Annotated in this window: 25 protein-coding genes and 1 tRNA gene; 10 read left to right on the plus strand and 16 right to left on the minus strand. The window is 67.2% G+C overall.

Translation table 11 applies throughout. The annotated features are described in order from the left end of the window. Positions 1–7: 7 nt before the first annotated feature. From ACWGJP_RS11265 to ACWGJP_RS11280, 4 genes are all read left to right on the plus strand, one after another. A complete protein-coding gene (locus tag ACWGJP_RS11265; RefSeq protein ID WP_452329879.1) occupies positions 8–2,356 on the plus strand; it encodes an ATP-binding cassette domain-containing protein in 2,349 nt (782 codons plus the stop codon). A 60-nt stretch (positions 2,357–2,416) separates the two neighbouring features. Continuing rightward, entirely contained in the window at positions 2,417–2,989 is a 573-nt protein-coding gene (locus tag ACWGJP_RS11270; protein ID WP_452329880.1) for a hypothetical protein, read from the plus strand. Between the two features lie 30 nt (positions 2,990–3,019). Beyond that, positions 3,020–3,472 (plus strand): NUDIX domain-containing protein, encoded by a 453-nt coding sequence (locus ACWGJP_RS11275; protein WP_452329881.1) that lies wholly within the window; start codon positions 3,020–3,022, stop codon positions 3,470–3,472. Between the two features lie 144 nt (positions 3,473–3,616). Then, positions 3,617–4,141, plus strand: a complete 525-nt coding sequence (locus tag ACWGJP_RS11280; RefSeq protein WP_452329882.1) for a hypothetical protein — start codon at positions 3,617–3,619, stop codon at positions 4,139–4,141. Here the strand turns inward: ACWGJP_RS11280 and ACWGJP_RS11285 are convergent. Both ACWGJP_RS11285 and ACWGJP_RS11290 read right to left on the minus strand, forming a co-directional pair. Next, positions 4,138–4,569: a VOC family protein gene (locus ACWGJP_RS11285; RefSeq protein WP_452329883.1), complete on the minus strand. Its 432-nt coding sequence runs from the start codon at positions 4,567–4,569 to the stop codon at positions 4,138–4,140. The two genes, ACWGJP_RS11280 and ACWGJP_RS11285, sit on opposite strands and share 4 nt — an antisense overlap. Further along, a complete protein-coding gene (locus ACWGJP_RS11290) occupies positions 4,569–6,518 on the minus strand; it encodes a BCCT family transporter (protein ID WP_452329884.1) in 1,950 nt (649 codons plus the stop codon). The genes ACWGJP_RS11285 and ACWGJP_RS11290 overlap by 1 nt, the downstream gene beginning before the upstream one ends. A gap of 111 nt (positions 6,519–6,629) precedes the next feature. Here ACWGJP_RS11290 and ACWGJP_RS11295 point away from each other — a divergent pair, with 111 nt between their 5' ends. Then, the gene (locus tag ACWGJP_RS11295) at positions 6,630–6,971 is read left to right on the plus strand and encodes a YciI family protein (protein ID WP_452329885.1); all 342 of its coding nucleotides are present in this window, start codon (positions 6,630–6,632) and stop codon (positions 6,969–6,971) included. 6 nt (positions 6,972–6,977) lie between these two features. Here ACWGJP_RS11295 and ACWGJP_RS11300 read toward each other — a convergent pair whose 3' ends face one another. Then, a complete protein-coding gene (locus tag ACWGJP_RS11300) occupies positions 6,978–7,280 on the minus strand; it encodes a YciI-like protein (RefSeq protein WP_452329886.1) in 303 nt (100 codons plus the stop codon). A 76-nt stretch (positions 7,281–7,356) separates the two neighbouring features. Between ACWGJP_RS11300 and ACWGJP_RS11305 the strand changes: the two genes are divergently transcribed. The 4 genes from ACWGJP_RS11305 to ACWGJP_RS11320 are packed head-to-tail and all read left to right on the plus strand — an operon-like array spanning position 7,357 to position 10,207. Beyond that, complete coding sequence (locus ACWGJP_RS11305; RefSeq protein ID WP_452329887.1) at positions 7,357–7,905, plus strand: GNAT family N-acetyltransferase; 549 nt, start codon at positions 7,357–7,359, stop codon at positions 7,903–7,905. Beyond that, complete coding sequence (locus ACWGJP_RS11310) at positions 7,902–8,459, plus strand: GNAT family N-acetyltransferase (protein WP_452329888.1); 558 nt, start codon at positions 7,902–7,904, stop codon at positions 8,457–8,459. Before ACWGJP_RS11305 ends, ACWGJP_RS11310 begins: the two co-directional genes overlap by 4 nt. Before the next feature lie 9 nt (positions 8,460–8,468). Next, complete coding sequence (locus ACWGJP_RS11315) at positions 8,469–9,794, plus strand: MFS transporter (RefSeq protein WP_452329889.1); 1,326 nt, start codon at positions 8,469–8,471, stop codon at positions 9,792–9,794. Then, complete coding sequence (locus tag ACWGJP_RS11320; protein ID WP_452329890.1) at positions 9,791–10,207, plus strand: GNAT family N-acetyltransferase; 417 nt, start codon at positions 9,791–9,793, stop codon at positions 10,205–10,207. The genes ACWGJP_RS11315 and ACWGJP_RS11320 overlap by 4 nt, the downstream gene beginning before the upstream one ends. Before the next feature lie 9 nt (positions 10,208–10,216). On the opposite strand, the gene ACWGJP_RS11325 is transcribed toward ACWGJP_RS11320, so the two are convergent. The 9 genes from ACWGJP_RS11325 to polA all read right to left on the minus strand — a co-directional run bounded on the left by ACWGJP_RS11325 (position 10,217) and on the right by polA (position 20,449). Beyond that, a complete protein-coding gene (locus ACWGJP_RS11325) occupies positions 10,217–10,474 on the minus strand; it encodes a DUF6458 family protein (protein ID WP_452329891.1) in 258 nt (85 codons plus the stop codon). A gap of 114 nt (positions 10,475–10,588) precedes the next feature. After that, the gene (locus tag ACWGJP_RS11330) at positions 10,589–11,401 is read right to left on the minus strand and encodes an arginase family protein (RefSeq protein ID WP_452329892.1); all 813 of its coding nucleotides are present in this window, start codon (positions 11,399–11,401) and stop codon (positions 10,589–10,591) included. Positions 11,402–11,428: 27 nt separating this feature from the next. Further along, positions 11,429–12,172 carry a formylglycine-generating enzyme family protein gene (locus ACWGJP_RS11335; protein WP_452329893.1) on the minus strand — a complete coding sequence of 248 codons (744 nt, stop codon included), beginning with the start codon at positions 12,170–12,172 and terminating at the stop codon, positions 11,429–11,431. Then, positions 12,169–12,837, minus strand: a complete 669-nt coding sequence (gene yczE / locus ACWGJP_RS11340; protein ID WP_452329894.1) for a membrane protein YczE — start codon at positions 12,835–12,837, stop codon at positions 12,169–12,171. The genes ACWGJP_RS11335 and yczE overlap by 4 nt, the downstream gene beginning before the upstream one ends. Further along, complete coding sequence (locus ACWGJP_RS11345) at positions 12,834–13,589, minus strand: SGNH/GDSL hydrolase family protein (protein WP_452329895.1); 756 nt, start codon at positions 13,587–13,589, stop codon at positions 12,834–12,836. The genes yczE and ACWGJP_RS11345 overlap by 4 nt, the downstream gene beginning before the upstream one ends. Before the next feature lie 37 nt (positions 13,590–13,626). Beyond that, entirely contained in the window at positions 13,627–14,979 is a 1,353-nt protein-coding gene (locus ACWGJP_RS11350) for an MFS transporter (RefSeq protein WP_452329896.1), read from the minus strand. 36 nt (positions 14,980–15,015) lie between these two features. Beyond that, entirely contained in the window at positions 15,016–16,050 is a 1,035-nt protein-coding gene (locus tag ACWGJP_RS11355) for an LLM class flavin-dependent oxidoreductase (RefSeq protein WP_452329897.1), read from the minus strand. A 61-nt stretch (positions 16,051–16,111) separates the two neighbouring features. Beyond that, positions 16,112–17,785, minus strand: a complete 1,674-nt coding sequence (locus ACWGJP_RS11360; RefSeq protein WP_452329898.1) for a DUF885 domain-containing protein — start codon at positions 17,783–17,785, stop codon at positions 16,112–16,114. Positions 17,786–17,815: 30 nt separating this feature from the next. Next, the gene (polA, locus tag ACWGJP_RS11365; protein ID WP_452329899.1) at positions 17,816–20,449 is read right to left on the minus strand and encodes a DNA polymerase I; all 2,634 of its coding nucleotides are present in this window, start codon (positions 20,447–20,449) and stop codon (positions 17,816–17,818) included. A gap of 96 nt (positions 20,450–20,545) precedes the next feature. On the opposite strand from polA, the gene ACWGJP_RS11370 reads away from it, so the two are divergent. Continuing rightward, the gene (locus ACWGJP_RS11370; RefSeq protein ID WP_452330373.1) at positions 20,546–20,917 is read left to right on the plus strand and encodes a hotdog fold thioesterase; all 372 of its coding nucleotides are present in this window, start codon (positions 20,546–20,548) and stop codon (positions 20,915–20,917) included. Here ACWGJP_RS11370 and ACWGJP_RS11375 read toward each other — a convergent pair. The 4 genes from ACWGJP_RS11375 to pyk form a co-directional block, all read right to left on the minus strand. Next, positions 20,898–21,557 carry a GNAT family N-acetyltransferase gene (locus tag ACWGJP_RS11375; protein WP_452330374.1) on the minus strand — a complete coding sequence of 220 codons (660 nt, stop codon included), beginning with the start codon at positions 21,555–21,557 and terminating at the stop codon, positions 20,898–20,900. The genes ACWGJP_RS11370 and ACWGJP_RS11375 overlap by 20 nt on opposite strands. Then, positions 21,467–22,093 (minus strand): ANTAR domain-containing response regulator, encoded by a 627-nt coding sequence (locus ACWGJP_RS11380; protein ID WP_452329900.1) that lies wholly within the window; start codon positions 22,091–22,093, stop codon positions 21,467–21,469. The genes ACWGJP_RS11375 and ACWGJP_RS11380 overlap by 91 nt, the downstream gene beginning before the upstream one ends. 20 nt (positions 22,094–22,113) lie before the next feature. After that, positions 22,114–22,196 (minus strand) — tRNA-Leu (locus ACWGJP_RS11385). Between the two features lie 92 nt (positions 22,197–22,288). Then, positions 22,289–23,737 (minus strand): pyruvate kinase, encoded by a 1,449-nt coding sequence (pyk, locus tag ACWGJP_RS11390; protein ID WP_452329901.1) that lies wholly within the window; start codon positions 23,735–23,737, stop codon positions 22,289–22,291. Positions 23,738–23,763 lie beyond the last annotated feature (26 nt).

Raw genomic sequence — 23,763 nt, forward strand, 5'->3', positions numbered from 1 at the left:
ACCGTCGATGACCCACGCCGCCGACACCCACGACCTCATCCGTGTGCAGGGTGCGAGAGAGAACAATCTCAAGGACATCAGCGTCGATCTTCCGAAGCGACGGCTTACCGTCTTCACGGGTGTCTCAGGCTCGGGGAAGAGCTCGCTCGTCTTCGACACCATCGCGGCGGAGTCCCGGCGTCTGATCGACGAGACCTACAGCGCCTTCGTGCAGGGGTTCATGCCCTCCGTGCCGCGGCCGGACGTGGATGTGCTGGAGGGGCTGACCACCTCGATCCTCGTCGACCAGGAGCGGCTCGGCGCGAATCCGCGTTCCACGGTCGGCACCGTGACGGATGCGAATGCGATGCTGCGGATCCTGTTCAGCAAGCTCGGCGAGCCGTACATCGGAGGGCCGACCGCGTTCTCGTTCAACATCCCCACCCAGAAGGCCAGCGGTGTCATGACGGGTCCGAAGGGGGAGAAGACGATCGTCAAGGACGCCGTCTACCTCGGCGGCATGTGCCCTCGGTGCGAGGGCAGGGGAGCGGTGTCCGATTTGGATCTCGCCCAGATCGTCGACGAGTCGAAGTCGCTCGACGAAGGCGCGATCATGGTCCCTGGGTACACCGCGGACGGATGGATGGTGAAGGGCTTCTCTGCGTCGGGCTTCTACCCCGCGGACAAGCCGATCGCGACGTTCACCGAGAAGCAGCGTCAGCTGTTCTTGTACGGCGAGGTCACCAAGGTCAAGATCAGCGGGATCAATATGACCTACGAAGGGCTGATCCCCAAGATCACGAAGTCGATGCTCTCCAAGGACCTCGATGCCCTCCAGCCGCATATCCGCGCGTTCGTCGAGCGTGTTGCGACGTTCGCCACGTGTCCGGAGTGCGATGGCACGCGGCTGACCGAAGGAGCGCGGTCGTCGAAGATCGCCGGGATCAGCATCGCGGATGCCTGCCGGATGCAGGTCACCGACCTCGCCCAGTGGGTACGAGGGCTGGATCTGCGCGGTGCCGGCCCGTTGCTGGACGCGCTGAGGGCGAATCTCGAGGCGTTCGTCACGCTGGGCCTCGGTTACCTGAGCCTTGAACGACCATCCGGCACCCTGAGCGGGGGAGAGGCGCAGCGCATCAAGATGCTCCGCCACCTGGGCTCCGCTCTCACGGATGTCACCTACGTCTTCGACGAGCCCTCCATCGGCTTGCACCCCCACGACATCCAGCGGATGAACACCCTGCTGCTCCAATTGCGCGACAAGGGCAACACCGTGCTCGTGGTGGAGCACAAGCCCGAGATGATCGCGATCGCGGATCGTGTGGTCGACCTCGGCCCTGGCGCCGGAAGCGCGGGCGGTGAGATCTGCTTCGAGGGAACGATCGAAGGCCTCCGTAAGAGCGGCACGCTCACCGGAAAACACCTCGATGATCGCGCCTCGCTGAAACCGGCTGTGCGGGAGCGCGCCGGCGCGATCGAGGTCAGGGGCGCCGACGCGAACAATCTCAAGGACGTCGACGTCGATATCCCCACCGGTGTCCTCACGGTCGTCACCGGGGTCGCGGGCTCCGGCAAGAGCTCGCTGATCCACGGCTCCGTTGCGCCGCGCGACGGCGTCGTAACGATCGATCAGAGCGCGATCAAGGGTTCACGCAGGAGTAATCCGGCCACCTACACGGGGCTGCTCGAGCCGATCCGCAAAGCGTTCGCCAAGGTCAACGGTGTGAAGCCGGCGTTGTTCAGCGCTAATTCCGAAGGCGCGTGCCCGAGCTGCAAGGGATCGGGCGTGATCATCACGGAATTGGGCTTCATGGACACCATCGAGACGCCCTGCGAGGACTGCGGCGGGAAGCGTTTCCAGGCGGCGGTGCTGGAGTACAAGCTCGCGGGCAAGGACATCACCGAGGTACTCGATCTGCCGGTGGCGGAGGCGAGGTCCTTCTTCGCAGAGGGTGAGGCGAAGATCCCCGCCGCCGTGGCGATTCTCGGCCGATTGGAAGATGTCGGGCTCGGCTACCTCTCATTGGGGCAGCCGTTGTCGACGCTCTCCGGAGGTGAACGTCAGCGCGTGAAACTGGCCATCCAGATGGGGGAGAAGGGGGACGTCTACGTACTCGACGAGCCCACGACGGGCCTTCACCTTGCCGATGTCGACAAGATCCTCGCGCTGTTGGACCGGCTCGTCGAGTCGGGCAAGACCGTGATCGTCATCGAGCACCACCAGGCGGTCATGGCGCATGCGGACTGGATCATCGACATCGGACCGGGAGCCGGGCATGATGGCGGCGAGGTCGTCTTCGAGGGCACGCCGGCCGATTTGGTATCCCAGAGATCGACACTGACGGGGGAGCACCTCGCAGAATACGTCGGGGCGTAGGGGAGGAGCGCTGGTGCCGTTCAACGGGCGCGGCGCGATCACGCTGAGTGGAGCCGGGCCATGAGACACAGGATCGGAACCGACGCCGTCGTTGTATCGGCCCTGATGCTGACCGCATGCACGCCCACAGGAGGCCCGGAGGGTGTGCAGACGACCGCCGCCGATGCGGGGTCGATCGCGGATGCTGACCGAGCGCTCGACAATGCTCAGCAGCGGGTGGATCGGTGGCTGGGCTCGACGCCGACGCCTGAGGGCACGGTGTCGCACGAGACGCTGACGACGGACGTGTTTGATCAGTCTCATCAGGGGTGGGTGTGCACGCCGATGGCGACAGGCACTGCCTACTGGTCTGTGCCGTCGACGACCGTCATCGAGACCGTGACCTGGATGATCGCGAACCCTGTGCCGGGTCTTGAGCCGACCCTGACCAGCGTCGATCTCTTCGATCCGACGATGCAGAACTTCTCATTCGGCAACATCGAGGAGCGAGGAGTGGTCGAGGGTATCGCGTTCACGCTCGTGCAGACCGGGGACGACGTCGCGATCCGCGCGGAGGCCGGCGTCATCCCGGAGGGGGCGGCGTGCCAGACGCTCGGGCCCGGTGAGCAGTGGGGAAGCCCTGGCGAAGGATGAGAGGCGCCCGAATGACGCGATAATGGAAAGATGCCCGTCGATCGAACATACATTCGCGTCAAGGCGATGCTGATCGCGCCGAACGCAGCCGGCACAGCGCACCTCGTGAGCGTGGCGAGTCCGTCACTGGAGAACCCCGCCGGCTTCCACAGGCTCGTCGGTGGCAGCGTGGAGCTCGGCGAGACTCATCGGGACGCTGTGATCCGCGAGGTGCAGGAAGAACTCGGTGCGCAGGTCTCCGAACTGGCCTACCTCGGGATGCTCGAGAACATCTTCCGCTACGATGGCGAGCTCGGACATGAGATCGTCGCGATCTACAGCGGGCGCCTGGATCCCGAGCCGGCCGAGTCCGGAGGCACGCTGACGGAATCCGATGGCTCCATCGTGCCGGTCGTCTGGCGACCGTTCGATGATGCCGCTGAGGCGGAGCCCCTGTATCCGGCAGGTGTGGATGAATGGGTGCGTGCGCTCACCAAGGGCTGACCCGCCCCACTCGGCCCCATGCCGATAATGCACATTATGTCAGGTTGGATTGCCTCTTCCCTGTATATACGGTCCGCGTCCGCGAATCGTCAGCGCTTCTCTGATGCACGACGGCCTCCACGTGGATAGCTCTATCATCGTCGGATGAGCGTGTCGGCACCGAGAGGGAACGTCCTCACACACCAGCGGTCGACGTTCGTGAACTTCCGAGAGATCGGGGCGGACTTTCGCTGGATCGACGCTCAGCAATACACACTGCGCGCCGCAGCGATCGACCAAGAGCTTCTGGCGGCTCTCGTGACGGATGTCCGGTATGACTACAGCTACGCCGAGCCGAGGTCAGAACGTCCGAAACCCGGTGCCGGAATTCATGGGCCCTACCGCCTCGAGGCCATCTCTTCGGAGTCCTTCAAGCCCGTTTCCCGAGCTGACGCGGTGCGCAGGCTCGAAGCCTGGTATCACGGCGTTCCGGAGCATTTCGCGATGACAGTGACAAGACTGATCGATGAGCTTCTCCCCCGCGATTGGGCGCTCTACGAGCTCCCGGATACGCGTTCGGAGAATAGTCATGAGTGGGGCAATGTCATCGGTGTGGATGGTTTCCATGAGTTCGTCGCGATCTCTCCCGATCGGACGTGCATCAACCTTGTGGTGGCCGGCGACGACTAGCGCAGGTCCTGCGCGAGCATGACGAGAATCCCGCTCGGGCCGCGCAGGTACGTGAGCTTGTACACGCCCTGATAGTCGGCCACACCGCGAAGCGGCATGCATCCGTGCCCAGCAGCGATCTCCAGCGCCGCTTCGATGTCGTCGACGGAGAAGGCGACGCGGTGCATGCCGATCTCGTTCGGCAGCACCGGATCCCTCGCGATCGCCTCTGGATGGATGTACTCGAACAACTCGATACTCCCCGAACCGTCCGGAGTGCGGAGCACGGCGATCCTCGCGTGATTGCCATCCAGACCGACCGCCGTCGATGCCCATTCCCCACTGACCTCGTCCCGGCCGACGACCTCCAGGCCGAGATCGGTGAAGAACGAGATCGCCACCTCGAGATCCTCGACGGCGATGCCGACGTTCTCGAAACGGATCGCCATCAGCGCGCCTCCGGCGAAACGGGGCTCTCCCCCGCATCCGATGCTGGCCCGCCGGCGGGAGCCGGAGCATCCGGATCCACGGCCTCATCCGTGGCGATGATCGGCAGCGCAGCCGTCTCGAACACCTCCACGAACGCCTCGTCGACGGGCGTCTCGACCCATGGGTGATCGTCCTGGGAATGGTCGTACTCGGCGGGAACGAGGGCGAAGTCGTCGCCGTACTCCTCCAGGCCGGTGCGGACGCTGTGCCGGAGGGCTTGTCTCGCGTACTTCTCCCGGAGGACCATGGGGTCGCGCCGAAGATCCTTCATCAGAGCGATCATCATGAACACCATGATCACGGCGAACGGCAGGGCGGCGATGATCGTGACGTTCTGGAGCGCCCTCAGACCGCTCCCCTCCTCCCCCGTCACGAGCAGCACCGCGGCGATGACACCGACGAGCGTGCCCCAGGTGACCGTGACCCAGCGCTGCGGCTCTGGACGCCCCTGCTGCGACATGGTCCCCATGACGAGTGAGGCGGAATCGGCGCCGGTGATGAAGAAGATCGCGATGAGGATCATCAGCACGATGTTGGTGATCGCGGTCCACGGCAGATTCGCGAGCACACCGAACAGGACGTCTTCGGCAGGGGTGGTCGGCAGGGCCGCGCCGTTCATCTGCTGATCGATCGCGGTCGTGCCGTAGATGGCGAACCACACGAGCGAGATGAGCGACGGCACGAGGATCACGACGAGCACGAACTGCCGGATCGTCCGTCCGCGCGAGATCTTCGCGATGAACATGCCGACGAACGGCGACCACGAGATCCACCACGCCCAGTAGAAGATCGTCCACGACGCGAGGAACTGCTCGGCCGCCTCGCCCTGCGCCGCAGAGCGGCCCATGAGCTGAGGAAGATCGTTGATGTACTCGAAGGCGATCGCGGGGATCGCGTTGAGGATCAGCAGGGTCGGCCCGACGAAGAAGACGAAGAGCGAGAGGATGATCGCGGCCACCGCGTTGATGTTGGAGAGCGCCTGGATCCCCTTCGACACTCCAGACGCCGCCGACGCGATGAAGCAGGCCGTCAACACGGCGATCACGCCGATGAGGATGCCGTTGCCGACCTCGCCGATACCCGACACGAGCTCGACGCCGTGTCCGATCTGAAGCGCGCCGAGCCCGAGCGACGCCGCGGTGCCGAAGAGGGTCACGATGATCGAGAAGATGTCGATCGTCCGACCGATCGGGCCCGTCGTCCTCCGCTCCCCCAGCAGCGAGCTGAACAGGGAGGAGATCAGGGGTGTGCGTCCTCGGCGGAACGAGCTGTACGCGATCGCCGCCCCCACCAGCGCGTAGAAGGCCCAGGCCTGCGGCCCCCAGTGGTAGAGGACTTGCGCTTGTCCAGTCATCATGGCCTCGAGCGTGCCGCCCTCGACCGTGCCGGGCGGCGGGTTCTCGAAGAACGTGAGCGGTTCGGCCGCACCCCAGAAGACCAGACCGATGCCCATCCCCGCGGCGAAGAGCATCGAGATCCAGGAGAACATCGAGAACTCCGGCTCTTCGTCATCGCGTCCCAGGGGGATGCGACCGTACTTGCTGACGCCGAGGAAGAGCATGAACAGCAAGATCGCCGTGGCCAGCGTCGTGAAGAATACCCCGGTGTAACGGATCACCCAGTCCAGAACGGTGGATGCGGTCGCCGACAGACTGTCGCCCGCGAAGACGCCCCAGCTGATGAACCCGACGGTGAACGCGGCCGCGATGCCGAAGACGAGCCAGTCGGTGCGATAGACCCTGCCCGTCTGCTCAACGCCGACACCAGGGATGAGAGCCGGGTGGACGCCGGGCGGCGGAGTCGGTGTCAGACTCCGGGCGATGCTCCTGGCCACCTCGGCTGCGCGCGCCGTCGACCGTGCGGACCCGGTGTCCTTGGCGTTCCTATCCGTTCCGTATCCGTCTTCCATGTGCCCATTGTTGCAAGGACCCCGTGCGCCGTGGTGGACATCCGGTCGAAGCCGCCGATCACCGGGCCGAGCGGCTGACCCGAGTGGTCGAACGATGAGAGGATGCCGGACATGACCAAGTACTTGATCTCGTTCCCGAGCGGAGAGATGGATGTGCAGGAAGAGGACCTTGAGAAGGTCGGCGAAGCCGCCCATGCGGTCCTCCGCGAGGCCAGAGCGGCCGGCGTCTGGGTGTTCGGTGGCGGGATCGATGAGAGCATCCCGCCCGTCATGGTCGCCGCCGATGGCACCGTCACGCCGGGGACGTATCCGCAGACGTCCCGGATCGAGGGCGGCTACGCCGTTCTCGAGCTGCCCGATAGAGCGGCAGCCGTCCACTGGGCGGCGAAGTTCGCCGCCGCCTGCCGGTGCCCGCAGGAGCTTCGAGCGTTCCAGTACGACCCGGAGAGCTGAGGCCGGTCACGGGCGAAAGGGCTCCGCGGCTGCTTCGCCGACGACGGTCGTCCAGCGGCGGACCGTCCAGCCCGTCACGACGCCGTTCAGCACGTACGGGTCCACGGCCGCGAATGCCGCGGCGGCGGACAGCGGATCATCGCCGCGGAAGATGAGGAGCCCGCTGTCGGGCCCCTCGCCGACGGCCCCGCCGAGAACGAGCTCGCCGCGGTCGGCCGCAGCCCAGGCGGCGCGCAGATGCGCGGTGCGATGCGCCTGTCGTGAGGTCAGGTAGTCGTCGGCGTACGCGTACTCAAGAATGGCGTGCATCCCTTGTTCCTCTCGTCGTTCTCAGCGTATGCGGCGAGGATGCCGTCCGATGCCCGGTTCCGCGATGATGAAGCGTATGCCTTCCTTCTCCCCTATCGATCTGTTCCTCGAGGACGGGCTCCGCATCGATGCGATCCGAACCGGCGACGCACCGACACTCCTCGACGCATTCATGGATGCGGACCTGCGGCGGTGGCTGCCTCTTCCGAGGCCCTACACCGCCGAGATGGCCGAGGACTGGTGCGGCCCCCTATCGCACGAGCGAGCGACGAGCGGTCGGGGGTTCGTCGCCGCCGTGCGGGTCGACGGAGCATTCGTCGCCAGCATCGACGCGAAACGCGTCGACTGGGCTGCGCGAAGCCTCGAGCTGAGCTACTGGACGGCACCCGCGCACCGTGGGCGAGGCATCATGACCAGAGCGGTCAGAGCCGTCGCCCTTCAGGTGATCAGTGCGCAGGGCTTCGAGCGTGTGGAACTGAGGATCGCGCCGGAGAACACGGCATCGCTGCGGGTGGCAGACAGAGCGGGGTTCACCCGCGAGGGTGTGGCGCGCAACGCCGGATACACGGACAGCGGGAGGATCGATCTCGTGATCCACTCCCTGATCCCCGCTGACATCGCATGACCGGAATCCGCATCGCTGAGTGGGTCGGGGGTGAGAGCATGCTCGCCGGGATCGCCGACGTATACGCGACGGTGTTCGCCGAGGCACCGTATCTCGAGGACATGGACGAGAGCAGGGTGTCGATCAGAGAACGCATCCTCCGCTACGCAGCGACGGCGCCGGCTTTCCGGCTTCTCGTCGCCCTCGATGATGACCAGCCGATCGGCTTCGTGCTCGCGATGGGCATCGGTCCCGGCGACTGGTGGCGTGATCGCATCGCCGCGCTCATGAGCGATCAGATTCGTGAGCAGTGGCTCGGCGACGGATGCTGGTGCATCGCCGAGCTCGCCGTCGCCCGCGACTATCGCCGTTCGGGCATCGCCCGCGAGCTGATGACCGCGGTCTCCTCCGAGGTCCCCTACGCCACCTCGGTTCTGGGCTGTTACGAGACCGCCGCGCCCGCGCGCTCCTTCTATGCGGGACTCGGCTGGGAGCACATCGCGACAGACGCGCTGAGCTCCGGCGTGAACCTGCACGTGCTGGGGCGGCGCAGCGACGCTGCTTCGGCGGAGTAGCGTGGAGGGGTGACAGCACTTCCCCACTCCCCCGCGACCGACCCGGGGTGGCGGGCCTGGTTGATCTGGTCGGTCGGCGTCGCAGCCTACGTGCTGGCGATCACGAACCGCACATCGCTCGGCGCCGTCGGCGTCGACGCGGCAGAACGCTTCCTCGCGGATGCCTCCACGCTGTCGCTCTTCGCCGTCGTGCAGCTCGCCGTGTACGGCGGGATGCAGATCCCGATCGGTGTCCTCCTCGACAAGTACGGCTCCCGCCCGATCATCGCGATCGGCATGGTTCTCATGGCTGCAGGCCAGCTCACCATGGCGCTGTCCCCCAGCATCGGCATCGCGCTCATCGCCCGTGTGCTGCTCGGTGCCGGTGATGCCGCCGTGTTCCCTGCCGTCCTGCGCCTGGTCGCGACCTGGTTCCCCGCTCAACGGGGGCCGATCATGGTGCAGTTCACCGGGATCGTCGGGCAGGCAGGGCAGCTGGTCGCCCTCGTGCCTCTCGCGGCCCTGCTGCATGCGACGAGTTGGACGATCACTTTCGGAAGCGTCGCCGGGCTGGGGATGCTCTTCGCGATCCTCGTCTTCGTCGTCATCCGCAACCACCCGCCCGAACAGACCGCGGACGTCACCGTCGACACCGATACAGGTGTCATCCGCGTGGTGACGAGCTCCATCGATACCGGTGTCGGAATCCGCGCAGCCTGGGCGCACCCGGGCACCCGCCTTGCGTTCTGGTCCCACTTCACGACGCCCTTCGCCGGCACCGCCTTCGTCCTGCTCTGGGGAATGCCCTTCTTGACCGCCGGCGAAGGTCTGTCCACCGCGCAGGCAGCGACGATCATCTCGGTGTATGTCGTCACCGGCATGGTCCTCGGTCCGGTCATCGGCGAGCTCTCCCGTCGCTTGCCGCTGCAGCGTTCGCTGGCGCTCGTCCTCCCGGCCGTCATCGTGCAGCTCTTCGCGTGGCTCAGCGTGATCCTGTACCCAGGCCCTGCGCCGTTGTGGCTGCTCTACCTCCTCGCCGTCGCCCTGGCCACGGGCGGCCCTGCGTCGATGATCGCCTTCGATCACGCACGCACGCACAACCCCTCGCATCGGCTGAGCACCGCGACAGGTGTCACGAACGCCGGCGGTTTCATCGCGGCCCTGGTGGCCGTCTTCCTCATCGGACTCGCGCTCGATCTCCAGAACGCCGGCACGCCGGACACCTACTCCCTCGACGCCTTCCGGATCGCCTTCCTGACCCAGGTGCCGCTGTGGATCCTCGGAGGCGTATTCATCGTGATCGAACGGAAGCGCACGCGGATCCGCATGGGACTCGACCCGGAGAAGAGACGATGAACGGCTTCATCTTCGCTCAGGACGACGCACGGATCGACCGTCCGCGCGTACACCGATGGCTCAGCACGCAGGCCTACTGGGCCGACGGTCGTTCTCGCGCGACACAGGATGCAGCCATCGACGGATCCCGCAACTACGGCGTCTGGTCCGAGGAGACGGATGCCCAGGTGGCCTGCGCCAGGGTGGTGACGGACCTTGTGACGTTCGCCTGGCTGTGCGACGTGTTCGTCGATCCTTCTGTGCGCGGCCGGGGCGTCGGCAAGCAGCTCGTCTCGGGCGTCCTCGACGACCTCGGTCCGCTCGGCCTTCGGCGCATGCTGCTGGCGACCGCCGACGCGCACGGTCTCTATGCGCAGTTCGGCTTCGAAGCGCTCGAGGAGCCGAGCCGCTACATGCTTCGTCCGATGTCGTGACCGCTCGGCTCAGATCGTCCCATCGTCCGTGCGGGCGGCGCGGCGGGTGACCTGTTCGCCGACCGTCGGATCCACATCCGTACGCGTGACGATGTCGGTCCGCCGACGGCGGGCGAGCAGGATGACGCTGATCAGGAAGACGACGACTCCCGCTCCCATGAGGATGTACCCGATGATGTCGAGATCTGCCCACGCGACTTCGACATCGATGGCGAAGGTCAGGATGGCGCCGATGACGAAGAGCGCGACGCCCGTGCCGATACCCATGAGAAATCCTTCCCGAGCGGGTGGATCCCGCCCCTGACGGCTCTCGCCGATGCATCCAGCATCCGCGGAGCCCTGTCGGGGCGCATATGGGGTTGACAGCGGCGGCGGCGACCGTCAGCGCTGGAGGGCCTGGAACGTCTCCATGATCAGCTCCACGCTCACGCGAGCCGGGACCTCGGCATCCCCGTCCTCGAACTCGGCGAGTTCCACACCTCTGACCCGTCCCGCAGGAAACGCGGCGAAGATGTCGGCCACCTCATGCGGCAGCAGCCCGTCGGCGACACGGTACGCCGCCGGGATGTAGCCCGGCTCCAGGACGTCCCAGTCGACGTGGATCCACACGTCGCGTCCGGCGACGAGCTCGGCGACGCGCGCGGGGGTGCTCTCGGAGGGCGGAAGGACCGTCACGCCCGCCCCTGCGAGCAACTCAGCCTCAGCGGGGTCGATATCCCTGCCGCCGACGACGATGACCTGCTTCGGGTCGAGGCCGGAGCCATGGCCGCTGTCCCAGAGCCCGCATGCCGCTGCGAGAACCATTCCGCCGAGATATCCGGATCCGGTGGTCGCCGGAGTGTTGAAGTCGCCGTGCGCATCGATCCACAGCACGACGGCGTCGGGATAGCGCGCTGCGGCAGTGGGCAGCGTGCCGAGGCTCGCTGCGCACGTGTTCGTCAGCAGCAAGGGCACCGTGTCCGCGTCCAGGGCTGCGACGACGGCATCCCGTAGCGCGTGCAGGGTCTCCTCCGCTTCGGGCAGGGCGGTGCTCCAGTCGTCCGTGCGTGCCGGGGCCGGAGAGCCGACCACGACGGGCGTGCGTCCGAGGTACGCCGACAGCGCCGTGCCGGCCGCACGGGCGCCACGGAGCGCACCGTCCGTACGGTCCGCGACACGTCCCTGATTGATGATGGGAGCGAAATCGTATGCCATGCGGGTGATCCTTTCGAGATGATGCTGTCAGCGCTTCGGCGTCCAGCCGAGCGGCGTCGGGGCGTCGGAGACGGCGCGCTCCTGGTCGGCGCGTGCAGACCACCCCTGGGCGGCGTCGATGCTGTCGAACCCGCCCCTGGCGAGTCGCATGCCGACATCCTCATGGTGCATCCTCGGCGCACCGCCGCGTCGGACGGATGCCCGGACGCTCCACGCGTCGTCCGCGAAGCCGCCGCCCCTGAACACGCGATAGTCGTCGTAGCGTGCCGGGTCGAGGAGATCCCAGCACCATTCCCACACATTGCCGAGGGTGTCGAAGAGGCCGTTGAGGTTGGGTAGCCGGCCGCCGACATCCTGGGGCGATCGCACGCCGTCGGCGCTGGTCCAGGCGATGTCCGGGAGCGGTCCGTACTGAGGCCCGGTCGATCCCGCGCGACAGGCGTACTCCCACTCGGCTTCGGTCGGAAGGCGATACCCGTCGCTGTCGACGTGCCAGGTCACGTCCTCGCCATCGAACGTGTACGCGCTGTCCAGCCCCTCCCACTCGGATACGGCGTTGCAGAAGCGGATCGCGCGCAGCCAGCTGAGGTCGGCTGCGGGGCGCCGCGGATGGGCGGATGCGATGCCGAGGACGTCGGCGAACTGCTCTTCCGTGACGGGATAGACGCCGATCTCGAACGCCTCGAGTCGCACGGATCGTGTCAGTCGCCTGCGGGCGTCGTGAAGCGTCACTGTGCCAGCCGGGATGCTCGCGAGTTCGATCTCCGTCACGGGCGGATCGTCCGTTCCTGGTCCTCGACGGTACGCGCGTCCGTCGTCGCGTCCCTGGGTTCGGCGCCCACCGGAACGGCGAAGAGCCGCATGAAGAACTGGCACAACGGCCCGACCAGCAGCGCGAAGGCGAGAGTACCGACCCCGACATCTCCGCCCAGCAGCCAGCCGATCACGACCACGGTCACCTCCAGCGCGGTCCTCACGATCCAGATCCGCCAGCCGGTGACGCGGTGGAGTCCGGTCATCAACCCGTCTCGGGGGCCCGGCCCGAAGCGCGCCCCGATGTAGAGGCCTGTCGCGGCGGCCAGCAGGACCAACCCGATCACGAAGAAGCAGACCCGGACCCACAGGACCTGACCTTGGGGGATCACCGCGAAGCCGATGTCCGCCGCAGGGCCGACGAGGAGCGCATTGAGCAGCGTCCCGATGCCGGGCTTCTGACGCAGCGGGATCCACAGCAGCAGCACGACGACGCTCGTCAGAATCGTGATGACACCGAAGCTCAGCGGCACGTGCGTCGCGATGCCCTGTGTGAGCACATCCCACGGCGCCGCGCCGATCTCGCCGCGGACGATGAAGGCGATGCCGATCCCATAGAGGAAGAGGCCGACGAGCAGCTGCGCCCACCTCCGCGGAAGACGCCTGGCGTTCGTGCTGGTCACTGCGGTTCCCGTTCGACCCAGGCCGGGTGCTTCGCCGTCCTGCCGTCACCGGAGGAGGTGCCGGTGACCCGCCGCTTCACCCAGGGGCCGACATGCTCGCGGTAGTAGGCGAATCCGCTCGGACCGGCGGGTGGGTACGCGCTTGGCGCCCACCATTCGGCCGGCGGCTCGAGCCCGAGCGCGTGCAGCACGCGCGCCGCGACACGGTGATGACCTGCAGCGTTCATGTGAAGGCGGTCGGCGGACCAGTACGCAGCCTCGGACAGCTCCCTGTCCGGCCAGTTCAGCGCACGCACGACGTCAGGACGATCGGCCACCCGACGCAGGACGGCCGCGGACAGCTCGTCACCCCGGCGCTGGATGAGCGAGCCCATCGGCAGCTGACCGGCGGGGTTCGCCCCGGAGAGCAGGATGAGGGTCACTCCCTCCTCATCGCAGCGACGAAGCACGCGCGAAAAGGAATCGGCGATGTGCTCCATGTCCGCGCGAGGGCGCAGCATGTCATTGCCGCCGCCGTTGAAGGAGAGGTGCGTGGGGCGAAGCGCGAGAGCGGGTTCGAGCTGCTGTTCGACGATCGGCCAGGCGAGTTTGCCCCGGATCGCGAGATTCGCGTAGGAGACGGTCTGGTTCGACGCATCCGCCCAACCCTGGGCGGCGATGTCCGCCCAGCCCCGCACGCGTCCATCGGGGAGCTCATCCCCGACACCCTCGGTGAACGAATCGCCGATCGCGACGAACCTGACTGCACTCACCTCCCCAGCCTACGGCGCCGGGGAGCGTCCCGGATGCTCAGCGGTCGTCGAGCGCCTCGCCCCTGCGGTCCACCAGACCCCACGCGGCCGCAGCCGCGATGACGAAGCATCCGCCGAAGATGATGAACAGCGTCGCGGCGCCGGCGCCGTCCAGGACCACGGGGACGATGAGCGGAGCCAGGACCGAGGCGATCCGGCCGACCCCGGCCGCCCAGCCGGCGCCGGTGGCACGCGCCGACGTCGGATAGACCTCCGGTGTCACGGCGTACAAGGCGCCCCACGCACCGAGGTTGAAGAACGACAACGCCATACCGGTCGCGATGATCGCGCCCTCCCCCGTCGCCGTGCCGAAGAGCACGGCGGAGACGGCGGAGCCGACGAGGAACACGGACAGCGTGAGGCGTCGTCCCCAGACCTCGATGAGCCACGCGGCGACGGCATAGCCGGGAAGCTGCGCGAGCGTGATCAGCAGGGTGAAGCCGAATGATGTCACGAGGTCGTAGCCCGCGGCGACGAGGATGCTGGGGATCCAGATGAACGCGCCGTAGTACGCGAAGTTGACGGCGAACCAGACCGTCCACAGTGCGAGCGTCCGCCCTCGGAACTCGCCGTTCCAGAGCGTCGCGAGTCGTGCACGAGCTGTGCCGGCGATCGCGCGAGAGGGCGGCTCCTTGCGGATCGCCGGCGTCGACGCGATGCCGGCCGCCGCCTCGAAGGACTGGACGACGCGCTCGGCCTCGGCGATACGGCCTCGACCGGCCAGCCACCGCGGCGACTCCGGCAGGCCCCAGCGCACGATGAGCGCGTACGCGGCAGGGATCGCTCCGAGCGCGAAGGCCCAGCGCCAGCCGTCTTCGGATGCCGGGATGACGAAGAACCCGATCAGCGCCGAAGCCGTCCACCCGATGGCCCAGAACGCCTCGAGGATCACGATGAGGCGGCCTCTGATCCGGCTGGGGGCGAACTCGCTGACATAGGTCGAGGCGACAGGCAGCTCGGCGCCGAGCCCCAGCCCGACGAAGAAGCGCAGCACGAGCAGGAGAGCGACACCGCCGACCAACGCGCTGGCACCGGTGGCGATGCCGTACACGAGCAGCGTGAGGGCGAACACCTGACGGCGTCCGAGGCGATCCGCGAGGAGACCGCCGAGGCTCGCGCCGATGGCCATGCCGATGAATCCGACCGATGCGATCCAGCCGGTCTCCGTCTTCGTCAGGTCCCACTGCTGCGCGAGGGCGGCGATGATGAACGAGATCAGCCCGACGTCCATCGCATCGAGCGCCCAGCCGAGACCCGATCCGGTCAGCACCTTCAGGTGTCGGCGCGTGAACGGAACGTCATCCATGCGAGCGGCGAGGGAGGAGCGACTCGGCGGCGAGGTATCGGCCATGCCCTTCATCGTAGGGGTGCTCGGGCGCCGGCTGGATCAGCCGGCGTCGCCGAGGATCTCGCGCACCCGCGGGATGACCTCCGTGCCGTAGAGCTCGATGCTCTGCATCATCTGCTCGTGCCCCAGTGTGCCCGTCGCGTACTTCAGGTCGAAGCGTCCGAGCCCGAGAGAGGTCACGGTCTCCGCGATCTTCTGGGCGACTCGCTCTGGCGAACCCGAATAGATCGCGCCGGCGGGGCCGACATCGTTCTGGAACCGTGCTCGGCTGTAGGCCGGCCAGCCGCGCTCCGCTCCGATGGTGTTGTTCATCGCTTCGAATCCGGAGTATGCAGCATCCCACGCCTCCTCGTCGGTGCGCGCGATGTGTCCCGGCGAGTGGACGGCGATGGGATGCCTCGTCGTGCCGAAGCTGTCGACGGAGCGGTGATAGAGATCGACGAACGGGCGGAACCGGGCAGCAGGTCCGCCGATGATGGCGAGCATCAACCCGAGACCGTGCCTGGCGACCCTGACGACGGATTCCGGGCTCCCGCCGACGCCGACCCAGGTGCGAAGACCGTGCTCGGTCTTGGGGAAGACATCCGCCGCATCGAGCGCGGGACGGAGCGTGCCCGACCAGGTCACGGGCTTCTCCGAGAGCAGCTGGACGAAGAGGTCGAGCTTCTCCTCGAAGAGCTGCTCGTAGTCGCGCAGGTCGAAGCCGAACAGCGGGAAGGACTCGACGAAGGAACCTCGGCCGAGGACCACCTCGGCACGCCCAGACGACACGGCGTCGAGGGTGGCGAACCGCTCGTAGACGCGGACGGGGTCGTCCGAGGAGAGCACCGTCACCGCGGTGCCGAGGCGGATGCGTTCGGTCTTCGAGGCGATGGCGGCGAGCACCATCTCGGGAGCGGACACCGCGAACTCCTGCCGGTGGTGCTCCCCCACGCCGAAGAAGTCGATGCCGACCTGATCGGCCAGCTCGGCTTGCGCCACGATGTTGCGGATCGTCTGCGCGCCGCTGATCAGCTCGCCATCCGCACCGCGCGTGATGTCTCCGAAGGTGTCCAGCCCGAATTCGATGCCCATGGTGCCGCCTTTCCTATTCACATGCATGAACCAGGTGGGCGGCTCCGGCATTCCCGCCGGCTCAGCCGATCAGCGCGGCACGGAGAGTGTCCAGACCGACGCCGCCGAGATCGAGCGCGCGCTTATGGAATCGCTTGATGTCGAAGGCCGCTCCCTCGCGCTGCCGATACTCGTCGCGCACCTGTTCCCAGATCCGCTGACCGACCTTGTAGGAAGGCGCCTGCCCCGGCCAGCCGAGATAGCGGTTGACCTCGAACTGGACGAACTCGTCCGACATGTTCACGTTCCGCCGCATGAACTCCAGCGCGTACTCGGCATCCCAGACGCCGGTGCCGTCCAGGCGCGGCTTTCCAAGATGGACGCCGATGTCGAGCACCACTCGTGCTGCGCGCATCCGCTGCCCATCGAGCATGCCCAGTCGGTCCGCAGGATCGTCCAGGTAGCCCAGCTGCTCCATCAACCGCTCCGCGTACAGGGCCCAGCCCTCGGCATGTCCCGAGGTGCCGGCGAGGAGTCGGCGCCACGAGTTCAGCTCCGAACGGTTGTAGACGGACTGCGCGATCTGGAGGTGATGCCCGGGGACGCCCTCGTGGTATACGGTGGTCAGCTCGCGCCAGGTGTCGAACTCGGTCACTCCCTCCGGAACGGACCACCACATCCGGCCAGGGCGGGAGAAGTCGTCGGTCGGCCCGGTGTAGTAGATCCCGCCTTCCTTGGTCGGAGCGATCATGCACTCGAGCGTGCGGATCTCCTCCGGGATGTCGAAGTGCGTGGCAGCCAGCTCAGCGACGGCACGGTCGCTGGTCTCCTGCATCCAGCGCTGCAGAGCCTCGGTGCCATGCAGCTTCCGGGCGGGGTCGGCCTCGAGATGCGCGACAGCCTCTTCCACGGTGGCGCCGGGGAGGATCTCCCTGGCGATCGAGGTCTGCTCGTCCACCATGCGGCGCAGCTCGTCGATGCCCCACTCGTACGTCTCGTCGAGGTCGATCGTCGCGCCGAGGAAGCGACGGGAGTTCAGGGCATAGAGCTCACGCCCGACGCCGTCGTCCTCCGTCGCTGCCTGCGCGAGCGGTCCCGCGAGGAAGGTGCGCAGTTCGTCGTAGGCGACCCGCGCGGCGGCGGCGTTGTCGGCGAGCGTGCGCGCCAATGATGCGGGCAGCTCTCCGTCAGCGGGCGCCGCGTCGGCGACGAACTCCGCGAAGAACCCGTCGTCCGCGGTGTAGCGGTCGATCTGCGTCGCGACCTCGACGGCCTGACGACGTGCCGGCAAGATGCCCTTCGCGATGCCCTCCCTGAGGCTCTCCGTGTAGCCCTTGAGCGCGGCGGGCACGGCGCTCAGCCGTCGTGCGATCGTCTCCCAGTCCTCGAGCGACGCCGTCGGCATGAGGTCGTACGCCGAGCGGACGTCCTGTACGGCCGAGGCGATCACGTTGAGGTCGCGCAGGTGCCATCCGGCGTCGTGGAACTCCAGTTCCAGCCGGAGTTCACTGCCGAGATCCGCTTTGGTGACCTCGTCGACCGCATCCGTCGGCGCTTGCGCATCGAGGCGCGCGAGGGTGCTGCGGACCTCCGCAGCGTACTGGTCGCGGCCTTCGGGGCTGAGATCGGCATAGCGATCGTTCGCCTCGTTGCGCCCGATGTACGTTCCGAGCGTGGGCTCGAGCGTGGAGAGCGTGTCGACCCATTCTTCGGCGATCGCGTCGATGGGGGTCGTCGTGCGGGGGGTTCTGCTCATCATCCCAGAATACTGGTCACCGTCCCCGCGTCAGTGGGCGGCCTCGTTCCAGTCGTTTCCACGCCCCACCTGGACGTCGAGCGGGACGGAGAGCGACGCTGCGTCGCCCATGCGCTCCCGGACGATGCGCTCCGTCTCGTCCCACTCCCCCGTGGCGACCTCCACGACGAGCTCGTCGTGGATCTGCAGGAGCACGCGCGAGCGCAGCCCGGCAGTGATGAGGTCGTCATGGATCCGGAACAGCGCGATCTTCATGATGTCGGCGGCGCTCCCCTGGATGGGGGCGTTCAGCGCCGCGCGTTCGGCGTTCTCGCGAAGGACCCGGTTCGGGCTCGTGAGGTCGGGGAACGGGCGTCGACGGCCGAAGATCGTCTCGGTGTAGCCGACTTCCTTCGCCGCCAGCACGGATGCGCGCAGATAGTCGCGCACAGCGCCGAAGCGTGCGAAGTACTCGAGCATGAGCTGCTTCGCCTCGGACTGCTCGATGCGCAGCTGCTTGGAGAGGCCGAAGGCGCTGAGGCCGTAGACCAGACCGTAGGACATCGCCTTGACCTTCGTGCGCATCGCCGAGGTGACGTCTCCCGGCTCCACCCCGAAGACCCTCGCACCGACGAAGCGGTGCAGGTCCTCTCCGCTGTTGAACGCCTCGATGAGACCCTCATCGCCCGACAGATGAGCCATGATCCGCATCTCGATCTGGGAGTAGTCCGCCGTGAGCAGCGTCTCGTAACCCTCGCCCACCTGGAACGCGCTGCGGATGCGCCGTGATTCCTCGGTGCGGACCGGGATGTTCTGGAGGTTCGGATCCGTGCTCGAGAGCCTGCCGGTCTGGCTCCCCGTCTGCACGTAGGTGGTGTGGACGCGGTGGTCCGGCTTGATCGCCGTGTCCAGCGATTCGATGATCTGGCGGAGCTTGGTCGCCTCGCGATGCTGCGAGAGCTGTTCGAGGAAGGGATGCGGCGTGCTCTCCTGGAGGTCGGCCAGTGCCGCGGCATCCGTGGAGTATCCGGTCTTGGTCTTGCGGGTCTTCGGGAGCTGGAGGTCTTCGAAGAGGACCTCCTGGAGCTGCTTGGGCGAGCCCATGTTGAACTCGCGCCCGATCGTCGCGAAGGCGTCCTGCGCGATGCCGTCTGCACGGGATCCGAGCTCGGACGAGAACGTCGAGAGCACCTCGTGCGAGACGGCGACGCCGGCGAGCTCCATGTCGGCGAGGGCCCGCAGCGTGGGCAGCTCGATGTCCGTCAGCACCGCGGCGACGCCGTCCGGCGTCTCCCCACGGAGCGCACCAGCCGCCCTGAGAGCGAACCATGCCTCCTGTGACGGCGTCGCGCCCTCGGTCTCCGGCACGAGCTGTGTGGGGTCCGATTCGGGCAGCTTCTCGCCGAGGTAGCGCTCGACGAGATCCCCCAGGGTCTTGTCTGGGAAGCTCGGCCGCAGCAGCCATCCCGCGAGGATCGTGTCGTAGGCGAGCCCGCCGAGACGGATGCCGGAGCGCAGCAGCGCCTTCACCTGCGGCTTCGCGTCGTGGAGGACCTTCGGGGCGTCGGATTCGAGCCAGGGCCGCAGAACGTCAGTGGCCGCATCGTCCCAATCCGTCTCACGGAGCTCGTCTGCGGACGCGATGCCGATGCGCACGGCTTCGCCGCCGTTGACGACGAGCGTGACGGCCTTCTCGCCCTCATGAGAGGCGAGCCAGGCCGCCAGCTCCTGAGGCGTCGCCTGAACGGCGTCCGGCAGGACGACCGCGTTCGCGGCATCCTCTTCCGGCGCTTCGGCGCCGACCGCCTCGAAGACCCTGGGCAGCAGGGTACGGAACTCCAGTCGGGCGAAGATGTCCCTCACCGCCTGGGCATCGATCGGCGCCACCGCGAGATCGGCCGGCTGCACGGGCAGCTCGACGTCGGTGAGCAGCCGGTTCAGCTTTCGGTTGCGGCGGACGTCGTCGATGTGGTCGCGCAGGTTGCCGCCCACGACGCCCTTGATCTCCCCCGCTCTGGCGAGGAGCTCGTCGAGACTCCCGAACTGCGTGAGCCACTTCACCGCGGTCTTCTCCCCCACCTTGGGGACACCGGGAAGATTGTCGCTCGTCTCGCCGACCAGGGCGGCGATGTCGGGGTACTGCTCCGGTCGCACGCCGTAACGCTCCTGCACGGCGGTGGGGTCGTAGCGCTTGAGCTGCGAGACCCCTTGCACCGAGGGGTACAGGAGCGTGACGTCGTCGTTGACGAGCTGGATGGTGTCGCGATCGCCGGAGACGACGAGCACGTCGTAGCCCTGCTCCGAGCCCTGGGCCGCGAGCGTGGCGAGGATGTCGTCGGCCTCGATGCCCTCCTGCGTGAGCACCTGGATCGACATCGCGGCGAGGCAGTCCTGCAGCAGCGGGATCTGACCGCGGAACTCCTGGGGCGTCTCGGACCGCGTGGCCTTGTACTCCGCGTACTCCTCCGTGCGGAAGGAATGCCGTGACGTGTCGAAGGCGATCGCGAGATGCGTCGGCTGCTCCGCCTTCAGCAGGTTCACCAGCATCGACAGGAAGCCGTAGATCGCGTTGGTGTGCTGGTTGTCCTTGGTGGTGAAGTTCTCTACCGGCAGCGCGAAGAACGCGCGGTAGGCGAGGGAATGGCCGTCGACGACCATGAGGGTAGGCTTTGCGGAGTCCGTCACCCTGTCAGCCTAACGAGGACGACAGACATGCGCTGAGGAGGATGCGTGAGCGACACCACCACGACCGAGGGACTCGAATGGGCCACGGCGAGAGGCATGGGCGCGCTCGCGGAGAAGATGGGCATCCGGTTTACCGAGTTCGCCGTCGAGCGAGCGGTGGCGACGATGCCCGTGGAGGGCAATACCCAGCCGGTGGGGCTGCTGCACGGCGGCGCCTATGTGGTGCTGGGTGAGTCGCTCGGCTCGATGGCGGCGAACCTGCACGCAGGCCCCGGTCGGCTGGCCGTCGGCGTCGATATCAACGCCACGCACACGCGATCTGCGACGTCCGGAGTGGTGACGGGCGTCTGCACCCCGATTCACCTCGGGCGAAGCGTCACCGTGCATGAGATCGTCGTCTCGGACGATCAGGGCCGTCGATGCTCGACGATCCGCATCACCAACATGATCAAGGACCTGCCCGCCTGAGGCGAGCCGCGTCCTCTGGCGTGAGGATCCGCTGGAACAGGTGGTGATCCTGCCATCGTCCTGCGATGCGGAGATACTGCGGAGCCGTCCCGATCCGGGCGAAGCCGTTGGCGGCGAGGACCCGCTGCGAGGCGGTGTTGTGCAGCAGCGTCGCGGCTTGGAGCCGATGCAGGCGGAGCTCTCCCGCCGCGTGCGCGCAGATCTCGGCGACGGCGCGTCGCATGATCCCGCGCCCGGCGAGCGAGGCATCGATCCAGTAGCCGAGGTCGGCGCTGAAGAACGCACCACGGACGATATTGCTGATGTTCACCCGCCCGACGATCGCGCCATCCGCCTCGCGCGACAGGACGAAAGGTGCCGCGCGCCCGCTCTCCCGATCGGCGAGGAAGGCGTCGATCAGAGCGGCCTGACGCTGCTCGGTGTAGAAGCTCTCCTCGCGGACGGGATCCCAGGACGCGAGATGAGCACGATTGCGCTCATAGGCATCCCGCAGGGCCAGGGCGTCGTCCGCGGCGAGCGGACGCAGTCGGACCTCTCCTCCGAGCGAGATCAGGCCTTCTTCGGAGCCAGCTGCTCGATGATGGCCTTGGCGACGTCCTGCATCGTGAGGCGACGGTCCATGGACGCCTTCTGGATCCAGCGGAACGCCTCCGGCTCGCTCAGACCCATCTTCTCGTTCAGGAGGCCCTTGGCCCGATCGACGAGCTTGCGGGTCTCGAAGCGCTCGACCATGTCGGCGACCTCGGCCTCGAGGGTGATGATCTGCTCGTGGCGCGCGAGGGCGATCTCGATCGCGGGCAGCAGGTCGTTGGGGGTGAAGGGCTTCACCACGTAGGCCAGCGCACCGGCCTCGCTGGCGCGCTCGACGAGCTCCTTCTGGCTGAACGCTGTGAGCAGCACCACCGGGGCGATGTTGCCCTTGTGCAGCTTCTCCGCGGCGCTGATGCCGTCCAGCTGCGGCATCTTCACATCCATGATGACGAGATCGGGGCGCAGCTCCGTGGCGAGGGCCACCGCAGTCTCGCCGTCTCCCGCCTCGCCGACCACGTCGAAGCCGTTGTCGCGGAGGATCTCGACGATGTCGAGACGGATCAGCGATTCGTCTTCGGCGACGACGACCCGTCGCGGTGCGGATGCCGTGGACTGCTCAGCCTGTTCTTCGGTCACGATTCCCATTCTAGTCGAGGGTCATTCTGTGCCGGCGGTGGGACTCGAACCCACACGCCCTCTCGGACAAAGCATTTTGAGTGCTCCGCGTCTGCCATTCCGCCACGCCGGCCCACAGACGAGCGTATCGCACGCCCGCAACGGCGAATGCGCGCCGCACAGGCTCCGAGTGGAGCGGCGGCGCGCATTCGCAGGTGTCAGAGGTCAGACGCCGGTCTGGTAGACGGGCGCTGCACCTCCAACGGCATCCCCGACCTTGTGGACGCGGATGTCGTTCGTCGATCCGATGATCCCGGGAGGCGAACCGGAGATCACGACGACCTTGTCGCCCTCGACGGCCAGGCCGTTGGAGAGCAGGTAGTCGTCGACCTGGAGATACATGAGGTCGGTGTGCTGCACCACGTCGACGAGCGTCGAGTGGATGCCCCACGTCAGCGCCATGCGACGGCGGATGCCGGGCTCCGGGGTGAACGCCAGCATCGGGATGCGGGAACGCAGCCGCGAGAGCCGGCGTGCGGAGTCGCCGGACTGCGTGAACACGCAGAGGTACTTCGCCTCGACGAAGTCGGCGACCTCGAGGGCTGCGAGCGTGATCGCGCCTCCCTGAGTGCGGGGCTTCGCGGTCAGCGGCGCGATGCGCTCCAGACCGTGCTCCTCGGTCGACTCGATGATCCGGGCCATCGTCTCGACGACGACGATGGGGTACTCCCCCACGCTCGTCTCGCCGGAGAGCATGACCGCATCCGCGCCGTCGAGCACCGCGTTGGCGACGTCGCTGGTCTCCGCACGGGTCGGCACGGGGCTCGAGATCATCGACTCAAGCATCTGCGTGGCGACGATGACCGGCTTCGCCATGCGCCGGGCGAGCTCCACGGCGCGCTTCTGGACGATCGGGACGGCTTCGAGCGGGAGCTCGACGCCCAGGTCGCCACGGGCGACCATGATGCCATCGAAGGCGTCGACGATCTCTTCCAGCGCGTCGACGGCCTGGGGCTTCTCGATCTTGGCGATGACAGGGACCCGGACGCCCTCCTCGGCCATGATCTCGTGCACGCGGGTGACGTCCTCCGCGTTGCGGACGAACGACAGCGCGATGAGGTCGGCACCGATGCGCAGGCCCCAGCGGAGGTCGGCCTCGTCCTTCTCGCTCAGGGCGGGCACGTTGACGGCGACACCGGGCAGGTTGATGCCCTTGTTGTTCGAGACCGCGCCGGCGACGATCACCTTTGTGGTGACGACGACGCCGTCCGTCTCGACGACCTCGACGCGGACCTTGCCGTCGTCGATGAGGAGGAAGTCCCCGGGCTTCACGTCCTGCGGCAGACCCTTGAACGTGGTTCCGCAGATCTCGCGGTTGCCGATGATGTCCTCGGTCGTGATCTTGAAGATGTCGCCCTCGGCGAGCTCGTAGGGGCCGGCCTCGAACTTGCCGAGGCGGATCTTCGGTCCCTGCAGGTCGACGAGCACGGCGACGGCCCTGCCTGCGTCGTCAGCCGCCCGACGCACGTTGGCGTAGTTGGCGTCGTGGACGGAGTAGTCACCGTGGCTGAGGTTCAGTCGGGCGACGTCAACTCCTGCCTCGATGATGGCCCTGACGTTCTCGTAGGAACTGGTGGCAGGGCCGAGGGTGGCGACGATTTTCGCGCGTCTCAACAGAATTCTCCAGGGTAGAGAGGAAT

The sequence above is a fragment of the Microbacterium sp. NPDC055903 genome (assembly GCF_053615555.1).

Bases quoted from the DNA above. Each gene is read 5' to 3' on its own strand.
- ACWGJP_RS11265 (WP_452329879.1), top strand. From the start codon at position 8: ATGACCCACGCCGCCGACACCCACGACCTCATCCGTGTGCAGGGTGCG.
- ACWGJP_RS11270 (WP_452329880.1), top strand. From the start codon at position 2,417: ATGAGACACAGGATCGGAACCGACGCCGTCGTTGTATCGGCCCTGATG.
- ACWGJP_RS11275 (WP_452329881.1), top strand. From the start codon at position 3,020: ATGCCCGTCGATCGAACATACATTCGCGTCAAGGCGATGCTGATCGCG.
- ACWGJP_RS11280 (WP_452329882.1), top strand. From the start codon at position 3,617: ATGAGCGTGTCGGCACCGAGAGGGAACGTCCTCACACACCAGCGGTCG.
- ACWGJP_RS11285 (WP_452329883.1), bottom strand. From the start codon at position 4,569: ATGGCGATCCGTTTCGAGAACGTCGGCATCGCCGTCGAGGATCTCGAG.
- ACWGJP_RS11290 (WP_452329884.1), bottom strand. From the start codon at position 6,518: ATGGAAGACGGATACGGAACGGATAGGAACGCCAAGGACACCGGGTCC.
- ACWGJP_RS11295 (WP_452329885.1), top strand. From the start codon at position 6,630: ATGACCAAGTACTTGATCTCGTTCCCGAGCGGAGAGATGGATGTGCAG.
- ACWGJP_RS11300 (WP_452329886.1), bottom strand. From the start codon at position 7,280: ATGCACGCCATTCTTGAGTACGCGTACGCCGACGACTACCTGACCTCA.
- ACWGJP_RS11305 (WP_452329887.1), top strand. From the start codon at position 7,357: ATGCCTTCCTTCTCCCCTATCGATCTGTTCCTCGAGGACGGGCTCCGC.
- ACWGJP_RS11310 (WP_452329888.1), top strand. From the start codon at position 7,902: ATGACCGGAATCCGCATCGCTGAGTGGGTCGGGGGTGAGAGCATGCTC.
- ACWGJP_RS11320 (WP_452329890.1), top strand. From the start codon at position 9,791: ATGAACGGCTTCATCTTCGCTCAGGACGACGCACGGATCGACCGTCCG.
- ACWGJP_RS11325 (WP_452329891.1), bottom strand. From the start codon at position 10,474: ATGGGTATCGGCACGGGCGTCGCGCTCTTCGTCATCGGCGCCATCCTG.
- ACWGJP_RS11330 (WP_452329892.1), bottom strand. From the start codon at position 11,401: ATGGCATACGATTTCGCTCCCATCATCAATCAGGGACGTGTCGCGGAC.
- ACWGJP_RS11350 (WP_452329896.1), bottom strand. From the start codon at position 14,979: ATGGCCGATACCTCGCCGCCGAGTCGCTCCTCCCTCGCCGCTCGCATG.
- ACWGJP_RS11355 (WP_452329897.1), bottom strand. From the start codon at position 16,050: ATGGGCATCGAATTCGGGCTGGACACCTTCGGAGACATCACGCGCGGT.
- ACWGJP_RS11360 (WP_452329898.1), bottom strand. From the start codon at position 17,785: ATGAGCAGAACCCCCCGCACGACGACCCCCATCGACGCGATCGCCGAA.
- ACWGJP_RS11370 (WP_452330373.1), top strand. From the start codon at position 20,546: ATGGGCGCGCTCGCGGAGAAGATGGGCATCCGGTTTACCGAGTTCGCC.
- ACWGJP_RS11380 (WP_452329900.1), bottom strand. From the start codon at position 22,093: ATGGGAATCGTGACCGAAGAACAGGCTGAGCAGTCCACGGCATCCGCA.